Raw genomic sequence first — 13,996 nt, forward strand, 5'->3', positions numbered from 1 at the left:
GAGCGTGGAAATGCGTTGGGCGACTTATTTCGCCGTCCTGGCCTCTGTACTCAGCGTCGGCCTGGCCCTGGGCGTCAGTATGCCGCTGGTGTCCCTGCGCCTTGAGAGCTGGGGCTACGGCAGCTTCGCCATCGGGGTGATGGCCGCGATGCCGGCTTTCGGCGTGCTGTTGGGGGCGAAGGTCTCCAGCCGGCTGGCGTCCTGGCTAGGCACCGCCAACCTGATGCGCCTGTGCCTGTGGGCCGGGGCGGTGTCCATCGGCTTGCTGGCGATCCTGCCCAGCTACCCTGTGTGGCTGGTGTTGCGCCTGATGATCGGGGTGATCCTGACCATCGTGTTTATCCTGGGCGAAAGCTGGATCAACCAGTTAGTGGTGGAGCAGTGGCGCGGCCGCCTGGTGGCGCTGTATGGCTGTAGTTATGCCTTGAGCCAACTGTCGGGGCCATTGCTGTTGGGATTGATTGGCACCGACCATGACTACGGGATCTGGGTCGGCGTGTGCCTCTTGATGGTGGCGCCCTTGTTGCTGTTGGGGCGTTCCGGGGCACCGACTGCCGAGTCGTTCAGCGTGACCTTTGGCGACCTGTGGCGTTTCTGCCTGAGCCTGCCGGCGATTGCCTGGGCAGTGGCGCTGTTCGCCGCGTTCGAGGCGATGATTCTGACGCTGCTGCCGGTGTATTGCCTGCAGCAGGGCTTTACCGCTGAGATCGCCTTGGCGATGGTCAGCACGGTGGTGGTGGGTGATGCACTGTTGCAATTGCCCATCGGGGCACTGGCCGATTACCTGCCGCGACGCACGTTGTTTTTGAGCTGTGCGCTGCTGTTGCTGGCGTCGAGCCTGGCGATTCCTCTGACGCTGCATTCGTTGCTGATCTGGCCGGTGTGGGTGGTGTTCGGCGCCAGTGCCGGAGGGTTATTCACCTTGTCGTTGATCCTGATCGGCGAGCGCTACCGCGACGACGCGTTGGTACGCGCCAATGCCCATGTGGCGCAGCTGTGGGGCATTGGTTGCCTTATCGGACCGCTGGTGGCCGGCGCGGGCAGCCAGTGGATCAGCGGGCATGCGCTGCCGTTGCTGATGGCGGCCGGTGCGCTGGGCCTCGTGGTGATATTGCTGCGCCAGGGCGCATTCGGCTCAGCACAGCCAGCCTGACCTGAAATGCAGGCACTGTAGGCGCCGGCAAGCCGGCGCCTACAGGGGGTTTTCAGAGCATGCGTTCCAGGCCGACCGACGTGGCGAACCAGGCATTGAACCGTCGCCACCAACTGCCCGGCTCCTCGGTCAGGGTGTGCAATTGGCCGTTGTCCTCGGTCACCCACACCACATTGCCGTCCTGCAATTTCGCCTCATAGCTCAAGGCCGGCGCCATGCCTTGCAGCGCCAGGTTGCGCACGTGCTCCGCCAGTTCGGGGCTGTCCACCAGCACGCCGACTTCGGTGTTCCACAGCACCGACCGCGGGTCGAAGTTGAACGAGCCGATAAACGACTTCTCCCGATCAAAGATCATCGCCTTGCTGTGCAAGCTGGAGTCCGAGCCCCGGAACGTTCCACGGCGAAACAAGTGCGGCCCGCTGCCTGCACTGGGGTCGCCCGGTTGACGGCGCAACTCGTAGAGCTTCACGCCATGCTCCAGCAGCGCCTTGCGATACGGTGCATAGCCGCCGTGCACGGCCGGTACGTCGGTGGCTTCGAGGGCGTTGGTCAGCAGGCTGACCGACACGCCTGCATCGGCGCGCCCGGTGAGGTACACCAGCCCCGGCTGCCCCGGTACGAAGTACGCCGAGATCATTATCAACTCATGGCTGACGCCTTCCAGCTCCGGCGCCAGTTGGGTGGTGAGCAGCAAGCGAGGGTCTGGGTCGGCCTTGGCCAGCACTTTGCTCGGCGCGTCCCACAGCGCCTGGTTCCAGGCCCAGATCAGCTCGCGCCGCCAGATGTCCATGCGCGGTTGGGTTTGGTAGGTGCGTAGGCGGTTGTACAGCGCGTGGTTCTGCTGGCGCGACTCGGCCAGCGACGCTTCCAGATGCACGCGTGCGGCGGCCAGGTCGCCTTTTGACGGCGCAGTGGAGACAAAGTCATCAATGGGCTTGCTCAGGGCGCTATTCCAGTACTGGTCAAAGCTGTGGCCCAACTGCTCGGCGACCGGCCCGACGCTGAGCATGTCGATATCGGTGAAGTTCAGGTTCGGCTCGGCGTCGAAATACTCATCCCCCAGGTTGCGCCCACCGACGATGGCCACGCTGTTGTCCGCCAGCCACAGCTTGTTGTGCATGCGCCGATGTTGCAGCGACAGGTTGAACAAGCGGCCCATGGCGCGCGTGACGCCGGTGCTGCGCCCCAGGTGCAGCGGGTTGAACAGGCGAATCTCGATCTTGGGGTGGGCGGCGAGGGTGGCGATGATCTGGTCGAGGCCGTCGCTGGCGGTGTCGTCCAGCAGGATGCGCACGCGCACGCCCCGGTCGGCGGCCTTGAGCAGCTCATCCACCAGCATGCGAGTGCTGATGCCGTCATGCACGATGTAGTACTGCAGGTCGAGGCTGCTTTGGGCGTTGCGGATCAGCTCGGCGCGGGCCATGAAGGCTTCGCTGCTGTTGGGCAGCAGGCGAAAGCCGGAGCGCCCTTGATAGGGCGCGGCCTGGGCCTGGATCGAACGGCCGAACGATGAGTCCGTCGCCGGCAGCGCGTCGCTGGGGATGCGCGGCGAACTCACCGTGGCGCAACCTCCCAGCGTGAGGGCGCCCAACAGGAAAAACGGTAAAAGCCGTCGAATCTTCAAGGGCGCTGCTTCCGGATCAGGGCGGTTGTCGACATAGGACGGCTATTTCCCGGGAAAGGTCAGTCGGCTGCCTCGGCCAGCATTTTGCTCGCGGCAGCCCCGACCTTGCGCACGGCTTCTTCAATCTGCGGGGTGGGCTTGGCAGCGTAGTTCATGCGCAGGCAGTTCCGGTATTTGCCGGAAGCGGAAAAGATGCTGCCTACCGCGATCTGTACGCCTTGTTCCACCAGCACACGGTTGAGCTTGAGGGTGTCGAAGCCCTCCGGCAGTTCCACCCACAGCATGAAACTGCCTTGGGGGCGGCTGGCGCGGGTGCCCGCCGGGAAATAGCGGCTGACCCAGTCGAGCATCAAGTCGCGATTGCGCTGGTATTGCGTACGCATCCGCCGTAAATGCGGTTCGAAATGGCCGCCCTTGAGGAATTCGGCAATCGCGATCTGCGGCTGGGTGGCGGTGGAGCCGGTGCTGATGTATTTCATATGCAGCACCCGCTCCAGGTACCGCCCCGGCGCGACCCAGCCAATGCGCAGGCCCGGCGCCAGGGTTTTCGAGAACGAACTGCACAGCAGCACACGGCCATCTTCGTCGAAGGATTTGATGGTGCGAGGGCGCGGGTAGCTGTAGGCCAGTTCGCCATACACATCGTCTTCGATGACCGCCACGTCAAAGCGTTGGGCCAGGGTCAACAGCGCCCGCTTTCGTGCCTCCGGCATGATGTAGCCCAGGGGGTTGTTGCAGTTGGGCGTCAGCTGAATGACCTTGATCGGCCACTGTTCCAGCGCCAGTTCCAGCGCTTCGAGGCTGATGCCGGTGAGCGGGTCGGTGGGGATTTCCAGGGCTTTCATGCCCAGGCCCTTGAGGGTCTGCATGGCGCCGTGGAAGCTTGGCGAGTCCACCGCCACGATATCGCCCGGTTCGCAAATCGCGCGGATGCTGGCCGACAGCGCCTCATGGCAACCGGTGGTGATCACAATGTCTTCGGCGGTGAGCTGGCAGCCCGAATCCAATGACAGTCGGGCGATTTGCTCACGCAACTCCATACAGCCGAGGATATTGTCGTAATACAGTCCCGGCAGATCCTGGCGCCGGCTCACGCGGGCCAGGCTGCGCAGCAAGGGCTTCATGGTCGGGGAGAGTACATCCGGCATGCCACGGCCCATCTGTATGACGTTTTTGCGCGGCACTGCGAGAATCAGTTCGAGCACCTGGTCCCATTGGGAAATTTCTACCGGGCGCTGGGCGGGGCGGCCTATCTCGGGCAGGGCCGGCAGCTCACGGCTGACGGGTACAAAGTAGCCGGATTTTGGTTTGGGCATCGCCAGGCCGTTGTCTTCCAGTAACCGATAAGCCTGCTGCACGGTGCTCAGGCTGACCCCGTGTTCCACGCTCAAGGCTCGCACAGACGGCAGTCGATCGCCGGGGCGATAGAAGCCCTGCTCAATGCGGGTGCCCAGCAATTCGGCGAGGTTGACGTAAAGCGTCATGGCGGTCGCTCCCAGGGGACCAGTACAGATACCAGGAAAATACAGGATTCAGCCGCGCATAGGCAGTATCTGTATGGATTTAATAAAGCCTGGTTGAATCTGTAATGGTTTTGCCCACTCGTCCATTCTAGTCACTCATGGCAACAGGCAAATGAGGGGCAGCAAAATGAACGGCATGAGCGATGTGCGGCTGACGTTACACAGTCAGGAACTGGAAGCGGCGCAGGGGCGGGCAATGTCAGCGCCCGCTGGCGACCGCTGGAGCCTGTTCTGGCATCGTCGCCACACCCGCAAGGCGTTGCTGAACCTCACGCGTGAGCAGCTTCAGGACATCGGGCTGACCGCAGAGCAGGCGCGCCAGGAGGGCTTGAAGCCGTTCTGGCGCGATTGATCACACCAGCTCTTTGAGGCGGTGCCAGAGCATCCCCAGCGCCAGCAGCGGCGAACGCAGGTGTTTGCCGCCGGGGAAGGTGATGTGTGGCACCTGGGCGAACAGATCGAAGCGCCCCTGCTGCTGGCCGCTGATGGCTTCGGCCAACAGTTTGCCCGCCAGGTGCGTGGCGTTGAGGCCGTGGCCCGCGTAGGCCTGGGCGTAATACACGTTGGGTTGATCCGGCAAACGGCCAATCTGCGGCAGACGGTTGGCGCCGATGCCGATCATGCCACCCCACTGGTAGTCGATCTTCACGTCGGCCAGCTGTGGGAATACCTGCAACATCTTCGGCCGCATGTAGGCGCCGATGTCCTGGGGATCGCGCCCCGAATAGTGGCAGGCACCGCCGAACAACAGGCGGCGGTCGGCGGACAACCGGAAGTAATCCACCGTCACACGCTGATCACACACCGCCATGTTCTGTGGCAGCAGGTTGGCGGCCTGGGCTTCGGTCAAGGGTTCGGTGGCGATGATGTAGCTGCCGGCGGGCAGTACTTTGCCGCTTAGCTGCGGGTTCAGGCCATTGAGATAGGCATTGCAGGCCAGCACCAGGGTCTTGGCGCGCACATGACCGTGCGCGGTGTGTACGTTGACCTCGGGGCCGTAGTCGATGCGCGTAACTTCGGATTGCTCGAACAGCTTCACGCCCAATTTTTGCGCGGCGGCTGCCTCGCCAAGGGCCAGGTTCAGCGGGTGCAGGTGGCCCGAGCCCATGTCGATCATGCCGCCCACATAGCGGTCGGAGCCGATCACGCTGCTCATCTCGTTGGCTTGCAACAGGCGTACTTCGTGGCGGTAGCCAAGGCTGCGCAGTTCTTCGGCGTCTTCGGCCAGCCCCTGCAGGTCGTGGGGTTTGTTGGCGAGGTCGCAGTAACCCCAGGTCAGGTCGCAGGGGATCTGGAAGCGCTCGACACGCTCGCGCACGATCTCCACGGCTTCCAGGCCCATCAGCTTCATCTGGTGCACGCCGTCGCTGCCGATCACATTAGCGAACTGGTCCAGGCCATGGCCGACGCCGCGAATCAACTGGCCGCCATTACGCCCGCTGGCGCCCCAGGCGATCTTGCGCGCTTCCAGCAGCACCACGCTGAAGCCGCGCTCGGCCAGCTCCAGGGCGGTGTTGAGCCCGGAAAAACCGCCGCCGATCACGCACACGTCGGCGCTCACATCGCCCGTCAACGCCGGGTAATCGGGTTGCGGCACGCTGCTTGCGGCGTAGTAGGAAGCGGTGTGCCGGGCGCTGGCAGTCATGGGGAGCATCCCTGTTTGGAAAATTTGACGCAGGATACAGCGGTCGGACGAAGCTGTCTCATCGCGGCCTTTTGCGGCAGAATCCACGCCTATTCGCCGTTTGGTACGTGTTTCGATGAGTTGCAACAGTCAGAAAATCAGTGCGCTGCGCCGACAGATTCCTTCGTTCGAGTGCGTCCCCGGTTGCCACGACTGCTGTGGGCCAGTGACCACTTCGCCCGAGGAAATGTCGCGCCTGCCCCGCAAGACCGCTGCCGAGCAGGATGCGGCCATGGACGAGCTGAACTGCGTGCACCTTGGCCCCAACGGTTGCACGGTGTATGGCGAGCGGCCGTTGATCTGTCGGCTTTTCGGCACCACAAAGACCTTGCCGTGCCCCAACGGGCGAGGCCCCGTAGAACTGATCCACCCGCGAGTGGAAAAGCAGATTCACGAGTACATGGCGAGCACCCGGCAGGTGCTGGTCTAGCAGGCGTACTCGGTCAAAATGTGGGAGGGGGCTTGCTCCCGATGGCAGTGGATCAGTCAGTACGCCTGGTTACTGACAGACTGCAATCGGGAGCAAGCCCCCTCCCACATTTGACTGAGTTGTGTCAGTTAGTCCGGGATCGGCAGGTTCAGGCTTTCCTTCACCTCTTCCATCACGATATAGCTCTTGGACTCCCGCACATGGGGCAGTTTGAGCAGGATATCGCCGAGCAATTTACGGTACGACGCCATCTCGGAAATCCGCGCTTTCACCAGGTAATCGAAGTCCCCGGACACCAGGTGACACTCCAGCACATGGGGCAGTTTCAGCACGGCGCGGCGGAATTCTTCAAAGGTGTCGCCGGATTTGTAATCCAGGCTGATCTCGACAAATACCAGCAAACTCCCCTTCAAATGCTGTGGATTGAGCCGCGCGTTGTAGCCCATGATGATCCCTTCGCGCTCCAGGCGACGCACCCGCTCGGTACACGGCGTGGTCGACAGCCCGACCTTTTCCCCAAGCTCGGTGAACGAGATACGCCCGTCGGTTTGCAGGATGCGCAGGATGTTGCGGTCGATCTTGTCCAGCTCCCGCTTGGTCTGGGTGTTGGTACGCATAGGGGATACGCCTCTGTGAAAAGGGTTTTTGCCGAGAACTGTCGCCAAATATAGGCACTTATATAGTGAAATGCACTGGCGATTGCTTTTTATACTGCGTACATCATTGCTCGAACAACACACGTCAGCGGCCAAGCCCGCGATGAGGATATAAAAATGCGCGTTCTGGTCTTGGGTAGCGGCGTCATTGGTGTGACCAGTGCGTACTATTTGGCGCGGGCCGGGTTTGAGGTGGTCGTGGTCGACCGTCAGCCGGCGGCTGCCATGGAGACCAGTTTCGCCAACGCCGGCCAGGTTTCCCCTGGCTATGCGTCGCCATGGGCCGCGCCGGGTGTGCCGCTCAAGGCCATCAAGTGGCTGCTGCAACGCCACGCGCCACTGGCGATCAAAGCCACGGCCGATATCGATCAATACCTGTGGATGGCGCAGATGCTGCGCAACTGCACCGCCAGCCGCTATGCGGTGAACAAGGAGCGCATGGTGCGTCTGTCCGAGTACAGCCGCGACTGCCTTGACGAACTGCGTGCTGAAACCGGTATTGCCTACGAAGGCCGCAGCCTCGGTACCACGCAGCTGTTCCGCACCCAGGCCCAACTCGATGGTGCCGCCAAAGACATCGCCGTGCTGAAAGAGTCCGGCGTGCCGTTCGAATTGCTCGACCGCGCCGGCATCGCCCGCGTTGAACCCGCCCTGGCCAGCGTCACCGATATCCTCGCCGGCGCTCTGCGCCTGCCGAACGACCAGACCGGCGATTGTCAGATGTTCACCACTCGCCTGGCCGATATGTGCAAGCAGTTAGGCGTGGAGTTCCGTTTCGAACAGGACATCCAGCGCCTCGACTATGCCGGTGATCGCATCAACGGCGTGTGGATCGACGGCAAGCTGGAAACCGCCGACCGCTACGTGCTGGCCCTCGGCAGTTACTCGCCGAAGTTGCTCAAGCCGCTGGGGATAAAAGCGCCGGTGTACCCGCTCAAGGGTTATTCCCTGACGGTGCCAATCACTAACCCGGCGATGGCGCCGACCTCGACTATTCTCGACGAGACCTACAAGGTTGCGATCACCCGTTTCGACGATCGCATCCGCGTCGGTGGCATGGCTGAAATAGCCGGTTTTGACCTGTCGCTGAACCCGCGTCGGCGTGAAACCCTGGAGATGATCGTCAACGACCTTTATCCTCAGGGCGGCGATCTGACCGAAGCCACATTCTGGACCGGCCTGCGCCCGACCACCCCCGACGGCACGCCGATTGTCGGTGCCACCCCGTTCAAGAACTTGTTCCTGAACACCGGTCACGGCACGCTCGGCTGGACCATGGCCTGTGGCTCCGGCCGCTTGCTGGCCGACCTGATGGCTTCAAGGACGCCACAAATCAGCGCCGAAGGCCTCGATATTTCCCGTTATGGCAACCACCAGGAGTCCGCACAACATGTCAATCCAACGCCAGCTCACCAATGAGCGCATGAGCCAGATCGTTGTCCACAGCGGTACCGTGTACCTGGCCGGGCAAGTCGGCGACGACATGAACGCCGGGATTGAACAGCAGACCCGTGAAGCCCTGGCCAATATCGAACGGCTGCTGGACCTCGCCGGTACAGACAAGAGCAAACTGCTGTCGGTGACGATTTATCTGAAAGACATCGACGCCGATTTCGCCGGCATGAACGCGGTGTGGGACAAGTGGCTGCCCAAAGGCGTCGCCCCGGCCCGTGCCACGGTTGAAGCGAAGCTGTGCGAACCGGAAATTCTGGTAGAGCTGTCCGTCGTGGCCGCGCTGCCTTAAACAACGATCCCTCTCCCGGTGCCGACGCTGTTGGTCGGCGCCGGTTTTTCTTCACTCTGCCGCCTAGAAGCCTGCCGCCATGCGTCCTGCCCGTGCCCTGATCGACCTCCAAGCCCTGCGTCACAACTACCAATTGGCCCGTGACGTCACCGGGGCCAAAGCCCTTGCAGTGGTCAAGGCCGACGCCTACGGGCATGGTGCCGTGCGTGTGGCCCAGGCGCTGGAAGCCGAAGCCGACGGCTTTGCCGTGGCCTGCATCGAGGAAGCGCTGGAACTGCGTGCCGCCGGTATCCGCGCGCCGGTGCTGCTGCTGGAAGGGTTTTTCGAAGCCGACGAGCTGCCGCTGATCATCGAGCATGACTTCTGGTGTGTGGTGCATTCGTTGTGGCAGTTGGAGGCGATTGAACAGGCGAAGCTGAGCAGCCCGCTGACCGTGTGGCTCAAGCTCGATTCGGGCATGCATCGCGTCGGCCTGCACCCCAAGGATTACCACGAGGCGTACCAGCGCCTGCTGGCCAGCGGCAAAGTGGCGAAGATCGTGCTGATGAGCCACTTCGCCCGCGCCGATGAGCTGGACTGCGTGAGCAGCAACGAGCAAGTGGCGGTGTTTGAAGCGGCGCGCCAGGGTTTGTCAGCCGAGGTCAGCCTGCGCAACTCGCCGTCGGTGATGGGCTGGCCGAGTGTTTCGAGCGACTGGGTGCGCCCCGGGATCATGCTCTACGGCGCCACGCCGTTTGGCGAGGATCAGGCCATTGCTGCGCGTTTGCAGCCGGTGATGACCCTGGAATCAAAAGTCATCTGCGTACGCGAACTGCCGGTCGGTGAGCCGGTGGGCTACGGCGCCAAGTTCATCACGCCCAAACCGATGCGCATCGGCGTGGTTGCCATGGGTTATGCCGACGGCTATCCCCGCCACGCGCCGACCGGCACGCCGGTGCTGGTGGCAGGCCAACGCAGCCAACTGCTGGGGCGTGTGTCCATGGACATGCTGTGCGTCGACCTCACCGACATCCCTCAGGCGGGCCTCGGTTCCACCGTGGAGCTGTGGGGCCAAAACATCCTTGCCAGTGATGTCGCGACGGCCGCCGAGACCATTCCCTACCAGATATTCTGCAACCTGCGCCGGGTGCCAAGGCTCTATTCCGGCGCTTGATTGCCACAGACGAACGCAGCTGCCTGGGATTTAGGCCCAAGTGTTGTAAATACTGAACGCTGTCGCCATGATAACGCTCAATTACAACAAAGCCTGAATCCTAGGAGGCACCTGCATTGGACGTCGGCGAACGACTGCAATCCATCCGTAAACTGAAGGGTCTTTCCCAGCGCGAGCTCGCCAAGCGTGCGGGTGTCACCAACAGCACCATTTCGATGATCGAAAAAAACAGTGTCAGCCCCTCCATCAGCTCCTTGCGCAAGGTGCTGGGCGGCATCCCTATGTCGATGGTCGAGTTCTTTTCCGAGGAGATCCTCCAGGAAATACCGACGCAGATCGTCTATAAAGCCAATGAGCTGATCGACATCTCTGACGGCGCCGTGACCATGAAGCTGGTGGGCCGCGCGCACCCCAGCCGGGCAATCGCGTTTCTCAACGAAATCTACCCGCCTGGCGCCGACACCGGCGAAGAAATGCTCACCCACGAAGGCGAGGAAACCGGGATTTTGGTGGAAGGCCGTTTGGAATTGGTGGTCGGTCTTGAAACTTTTGTGCTCGAAACCGGCGATAGCTACTACTTTGAAAGCACCAAGCCTCATCGTTTTCGCAATCCGTTCGATGTGCCGGCGCGACTAATCAGCGCAGCCACACCCGCGAACTTTTAAGAATAGAGGCGTCCTGCCAGCGTTGCAGAGACACCCGAGCAGTATTCCGCGAGACTGAATCTCCCTTTATTTAATAGGGTTGTTTCAGCCAGGCGGGCTAACCGTTATACTTTCGCCGCCTGCGAAACCGTGGCCGCAGGCGTGAATAGCCACCATTGAGGGTGAACGCGTGAACCTAATTATGAAAATGCTGGCTGTACCAGCAACCGTACTGGCCCTATGGGCTGTCAGCGCTCAAGCTGCGACCAATGATGACATTGCCAAACGCCTGGAGCCTGTGGGCCAGGTATGCGTCCAGGGCCAGGAGTGCAAAGGCATGGAAGTCGCCGTAGCAGCGGGCGGCGGCGGCGGAGCGAAAACACCGGACGAGATCATCGCCAAACACTGCAATGCCTGTCACGGCACCGGCCTGTTGGGCGCGCCGAAAGTCGGCGACACCGCCGCCTGGAAAGAACGCGCCGACCACCAGGGCGGCCTCGACGGCATCCTGGCCAAGGCGATCACGGGTATCAACGCCATGCCGCCAAAGGGCACGTGTGCTGATTGCTCGGATGACGACCTGAAGGGCGCTATCAAGAAGATGTCCGGCCTTTAACCCGCCGATCTTCGTCAAAAAAGCCGCTTACGAGCGGCTTTTTTGTGCCTGAGATTTGTGTTTCGAGGCTGTTCATTGCAGCAAAGACCCGGCAAGCTCGGTCCAACCCCTAATCATGGAATGTTCAGGAGGGTCGGATGGTGCAGTTGTGTTCAATCGAGCAAGCAGTTGACGACGTACTGGCGCGGCTACCGGCGCATATCCACATGGGCATGCCGCTGGGCCTGGGCAAACCCAACCTGTTTGCCAATGCCTTGTACCGGCGCATCGCCAAGTTGCCGGAGCGGGCGCTGACGATCTATACCGCGTTGAGCCTGGGCCGCCCGCCCTTGGGCGATGGCTTGCAGAAACGCTTTCTCGAACCGTTTATCGAGCGCGTGTTTGGCGACTATCCCGAGCTGGATTTCCTCACCGACCTGCATAAAGACAGCCTTCCAAAAAATATCCACGTACAGCAGTTCTTCATGCAGCCCGGCAGCCTGCTCCACAGCACGTCGGCGCAGCAGGATTACGTCAGCAGCAACTACAGCCATGCCGCCCGCGATATCAATGCCGCCGGCCTGAACCTGGTGGCGCAGCTGGTTGCGAGCAGCGCTGAACATCCCGATCGCCTGAGCCTGAGCTGCAACCCCGACATCACCCTCGACCTGTTGCCGATGATCGCCAAGCGTCGCGATGCCGGGGAGACCATCCTGATCGTCGGCCAGGTCCATAGTGATTTGCCCTATATGCCCGGCGACGCCGAGTTGGGCATGGACGCATTCGATTACCTGCTCGATGAAAAGGACAGCACCACACTGTTCTCCACGCCGAATATGCCGGTGGGTTTCCAGGACCACTTTATCGGCCTTCACGCAAGCACCCTGGTGCGCGATGGCGGCACCCTGCAGATCGGCATCGGTTCGATGGGCGATGCGCTGACCGCCGCCTTGCTGGCGCGCCAGGCCGATAATGAGGCTTATCGACTGCTGCTGACCGACCTCGATGTGTACCAGTGGGCGCCGTTGATTAGCCGTGAAGGCGGCGTCGAGCCCTTCGCCCGTGGCCTCTACGGCTGCAGCGAAATGTTCGTCAACGGCCTGCTGGTGCTGGCAGATGCAGGGATTGTGCGGCGCAAGGTGTACCCGGATGTGGCGACACAGGAGCAGGCCAACGCCGGCCTGATCGACGATGCAGCGCAGCCCGATGGTGTTTCAATCCACGGCGGCTTCTTCCTGGGGCCACGCAGTTTTTACCAGCGCTTGCAGGAAATGGCTCATACCAAGCGCCTGGAATTCAACATGACCCGCATCAGCTACATCAACGAGCTGTACGGACAGGAAGACCTCAAGCGCTTGCAGCGCCTGGATGCGCGGTTTATCAACAGCGCGATCATAGTGACGTTGCTCGGCGCCGGTGTGGCTGATCAGCTGGAAGGCGGTGGCGTGCTCAGCGGAGTGGGCGGGCAATACAATTTTGTTGCCCAGGGGCATGCGCTGGAAGGCGCGCGTTCGATCCTGATCCTGCGCAGCTGGCGCGAAGCAGCGGGGGAGGTCAGTTCCACTATCGTCTGGGAGTACGGCCACTGCACCATTCCACGGCACCTGCGGGATATCGTCATCACTGAGTACGGGATTGCCGATTTGCGCGGGCAGACGGATGCCAAAGTGATTGAGGCGTTGCTCAATATCACCGATTCGCGCTTCCAGGATGACCTGATCGAGCAGGCGCAAAAAGCCGGCAAGTTACCCAAGGATTTCCAGCTGGACCCGCGTTTTGCCGATAACACGCCGGAGCGCCTCCAGGGCATTCAGGCACGGCATCGACGGTTGTTTCCGGAGTATCCGCTGGGCAGTGACTTCACGGATGAGGAGCGGGATTTGTTGCGGGCGTTGAACTGGCTGAAGAGCAAATTCAAGCTGACGGAGATGCTGGAGTTGGGCAAGGCTGCGTTGGATGCACCGGAGCCGGGTGCGTTTCCCGAGCATCTGAAACGGATGCGGTTGGATAAGCCGGAGGGTTTGAAGGAAGACCTGTATCAGCGCTTGCTGCTCGCCGGACTCCAATCCACAGCGCATTGACAAACGACACCCATCAAATGTGGGAGGGGGCTTGCTCCCGATAGCGGTGTATCAGTCAACACATCAGTGACTGACACTCAGCTATCGGGAGCAAGCCCCCTCCCACATTGGGGGTTATTCGATGAAGGTAACCACGCCACCGGCCAGCGACTGTACGCGCGCCAGCGACTCAACCCGATAACCCTGCGCATCCAGTTCGGCACGCCCGCCCTGGAACGACTTCTCGATCACAATCCCCAAGCCGGCAACGGTCGCGCCGGCCTGCTTGATGATCGAGATCAGCGCCTGGGACGCCTTACCGTTGGCCAAAAAGTCATCAATGATCAGCACACGGTCGCTGCTGGTCAGGTGGCGCGGCGAGATCGCCACGGTGCTTTCCACCTTCTTGGTGAAGGAATACACCGTCGCCGACAGCAGGTTTTCGGTCAGGGTCAGGGACTGCTGCTTGCGGGCGAAGATCACCGGCACGCCGAGGTTCAGGCCGGTCATGATCGCCGGGGCGATACCCGAGGCTTCGATGGTGACGATCTTGGTGATCCCCGAATCCTTGAACAGCGCGGCGAACTCGTCGCCGATCAGTTTCATCAGCGCCGGGTCGATCTGGTGGTTCAAAAAGGCGTCAACCTTGAGTACCTGATCGGAAAGCACGATGCCTTCTTCGCGAATTTTCTTGTGCAGTGCTTCCACGGAAAGCTTCCTCTAATGGCGC

General features: G+C 61.6%; 14 protein-coding genes. 9 read left to right on the plus strand and 5 right to left on the minus strand.

All coding sequences use genetic code 11. From position 1 onward, the window contains the following. Positions 1 to 10: 10 nt before the first annotated feature. The gene (locus ACR52_RS10260; protein WP_048723632.1) at positions 11 to 1,153 is read left to right on the plus strand and encodes an MFS transporter; all 1,143 of its coding nucleotides are present in this window, start codon (positions 11 to 13) and stop codon (positions 1,151 to 1,153) included. A gap of 52 nt (positions 1,154 to 1,205) precedes the next feature. Here ACR52_RS10260 and ACR52_RS10265 read toward each other — a convergent pair whose 3' ends face one another. Both ACR52_RS10265 and ACR52_RS10270 read right to left on the minus strand, forming a co-directional pair. After that, on the minus strand, positions 1,206 to 2,777 hold the full coding sequence (locus tag ACR52_RS10265; RefSeq protein ID WP_048723633.1) for a phospholipase D family protein: 1,572 nt from the start codon (positions 2,775 to 2,777) through the stop codon (positions 1,206 to 1,208). Positions 2,778 to 2,836: 59 nt separating this feature from the next. Then, entirely contained in the window at positions 2,837 to 4,261 is a 1,425-nt protein-coding gene (locus ACR52_RS10270; RefSeq protein WP_048723635.1) for an aminotransferase-like domain-containing protein, read from the minus strand. 166 nt (positions 4,262 to 4,427) lie between these two features. Between ACR52_RS10270 and ACR52_RS10275 the strand changes: the two genes are divergently transcribed. Continuing rightward, on the plus strand, positions 4,428 to 4,652 hold the full coding sequence (locus ACR52_RS10275) for a DUF1127 domain-containing protein (protein ID WP_048723637.1): 225 nt from the start codon (positions 4,428 to 4,430) through the stop codon (positions 4,650 to 4,652). On the opposite strand, the gene ACR52_RS10280 is transcribed toward ACR52_RS10275, so the two are convergent. Beyond that, on the minus strand, positions 4,653 to 5,945 hold the full coding sequence (locus ACR52_RS10280; protein WP_048723639.1) for an NAD(P)/FAD-dependent oxidoreductase: 1,293 nt from the start codon (positions 5,943 to 5,945) through the stop codon (positions 4,653 to 4,655). 115 nt (positions 5,946 to 6,060) lie between these two features. On the opposite strand from ACR52_RS10280, the gene ACR52_RS10285 reads away from it, so the two are divergent. Further along, positions 6,061 to 6,414 carry a YkgJ family cysteine cluster protein gene (locus ACR52_RS10285; RefSeq protein WP_048723641.1) on the plus strand — a complete coding sequence of 118 codons (354 nt, stop codon included), beginning with the start codon at positions 6,061 to 6,063 and terminating at the stop codon, positions 6,412 to 6,414. 128 nt (positions 6,415 to 6,542) lie between these two features. On the opposite strand, the gene ACR52_RS10290 is transcribed toward ACR52_RS10285, so the two are convergent. Beyond that, positions 6,543 to 7,031 carry an Lrp/AsnC ligand binding domain-containing protein gene (locus ACR52_RS10290; RefSeq protein WP_003176896.1) on the minus strand — a complete coding sequence of 163 codons (489 nt, stop codon included), beginning with the start codon at positions 7,029 to 7,031 and terminating at the stop codon, positions 6,543 to 6,545. A 156-nt stretch (positions 7,032 to 7,187) separates the two neighbouring features. Here ACR52_RS10290 and dadA point away from each other — a divergent pair, with 156 nt between their 5' ends. The 6 genes from dadA (at position 7,188) to ACR52_RS10320 (ending at position 13,287) form a co-directional block, all read left to right on the plus strand. Next, on the plus strand, positions 7,188 to 8,489 hold the full coding sequence (gene dadA / locus ACR52_RS10295; protein WP_048723644.1) for a D-amino acid dehydrogenase: 1,302 nt from the start codon (positions 7,188 to 7,190) through the stop codon (positions 8,487 to 8,489). Then, complete coding sequence (locus ACR52_RS10300; RefSeq protein ID WP_048723646.1) at positions 8,461 to 8,814, plus strand: RidA family protein; 354 nt, start codon at positions 8,461 to 8,463, stop codon at positions 8,812 to 8,814. The genes dadA and ACR52_RS10300 overlap by 29 nt, the downstream gene beginning before the upstream one ends. Positions 8,815 to 8,893: 79 nt before the next feature. Further along, positions 8,894 to 9,967, plus strand: a complete 1,074-nt coding sequence (alr, locus tag ACR52_RS10305) for an alanine racemase (protein WP_048723648.1) — start codon at positions 8,894 to 8,896, stop codon at positions 9,965 to 9,967. Between the two features lie 116 nt (positions 9,968 to 10,083). Further along, the gene (locus tag ACR52_RS10310; RefSeq protein ID WP_048723650.1) at positions 10,084 to 10,632 is read left to right on the plus strand and encodes a cupin domain-containing protein; all 549 of its coding nucleotides are present in this window, start codon (positions 10,084 to 10,086) and stop codon (positions 10,630 to 10,632) included. 181 nt (positions 10,633 to 10,813) lie between these two features. Further along, positions 10,814 to 11,227, plus strand: coding sequence for a c-type cytochrome (locus ACR52_RS10315; RefSeq protein ID WP_048723653.1), 414 nt, complete (start codon positions 10,814 to 10,816; stop codon positions 11,225 to 11,227). 137 nt (positions 11,228 to 11,364) lie between these two features. Next, positions 11,365 to 13,287: an acetyl-CoA hydrolase/transferase C-terminal domain-containing protein gene (locus ACR52_RS10320; protein WP_048723655.1), complete on the plus strand. Its 1,923-nt coding sequence runs from the start codon at positions 11,365 to 11,367 to the stop codon at positions 13,285 to 13,287. A gap of 114 nt (positions 13,288 to 13,401) precedes the next feature. Here ACR52_RS10320 and ACR52_RS10325 read toward each other — a convergent pair whose 3' ends face one another. Continuing rightward, positions 13,402 to 13,974 (minus strand): xanthine phosphoribosyltransferase, encoded by a 573-nt coding sequence (locus ACR52_RS10325; RefSeq protein ID WP_048723657.1) that lies wholly within the window; start codon positions 13,972 to 13,974, stop codon positions 13,402 to 13,404. Between the last annotated feature and the right edge of the window lie 22 nt (positions 13,975 to 13,996).

This window comes from Pseudomonas fildesensis, from assembly GCF_001050345.1.
GTDB lineage: Bacteria > Pseudomonadota > Gammaproteobacteria > Pseudomonadales > Pseudomonadaceae > Aquipseudomonas > Aquipseudomonas fildesensis.

Coding starts and splice junctions, on each gene's coding strand:
- ACR52_RS10260 (WP_048723632.1), top strand. CDS start 11: ATGCGTTGGGCGACTTATTTCGCCGTCCTGGCCTCTGTACTCAGCGTC.
- ACR52_RS10270 (WP_048723635.1), bottom strand. CDS start 4,261: ATGACGCTTTACGTCAACCTCGCCGAATTGCTGGGCACCCGCATTGAG.
- ACR52_RS10275 (WP_048723637.1), top strand. CDS start 4,428: ATGAACGGCATGAGCGATGTGCGGCTGACGTTACACAGTCAGGAACTG.
- ACR52_RS10280 (WP_048723639.1), bottom strand. CDS start 5,945: ATGACTGCCAGCGCCCGGCACACCGCTTCCTACTACGCCGCAAGCAGC.
- ACR52_RS10285 (WP_048723641.1), top strand. CDS start 6,061: ATGAGTTGCAACAGTCAGAAAATCAGTGCGCTGCGCCGACAGATTCCT.
- ACR52_RS10290 (WP_003176896.1), bottom strand. CDS start 7,031: ATGCGTACCAACACCCAGACCAAGCGGGAGCTGGACAAGATCGACCGC.
- dadA (WP_048723644.1), top strand. CDS start 7,188: ATGCGCGTTCTGGTCTTGGGTAGCGGCGTCATTGGTGTGACCAGTGCG.
- ACR52_RS10300 (WP_048723646.1), top strand. CDS start 8,461: ATGTCAATCCAACGCCAGCTCACCAATGAGCGCATGAGCCAGATCGTT.
- alr (WP_048723648.1), top strand. CDS start 8,894: ATGCGTCCTGCCCGTGCCCTGATCGACCTCCAAGCCCTGCGTCACAAC.
- ACR52_RS10315 (WP_048723653.1), top strand. CDS start 10,814: ATGAAAATGCTGGCTGTACCAGCAACCGTACTGGCCCTATGGGCTGTC.
- ACR52_RS10320 (WP_048723655.1), top strand. CDS start 11,365: ATGGTGCAGTTGTGTTCAATCGAGCAAGCAGTTGACGACGTACTGGCG.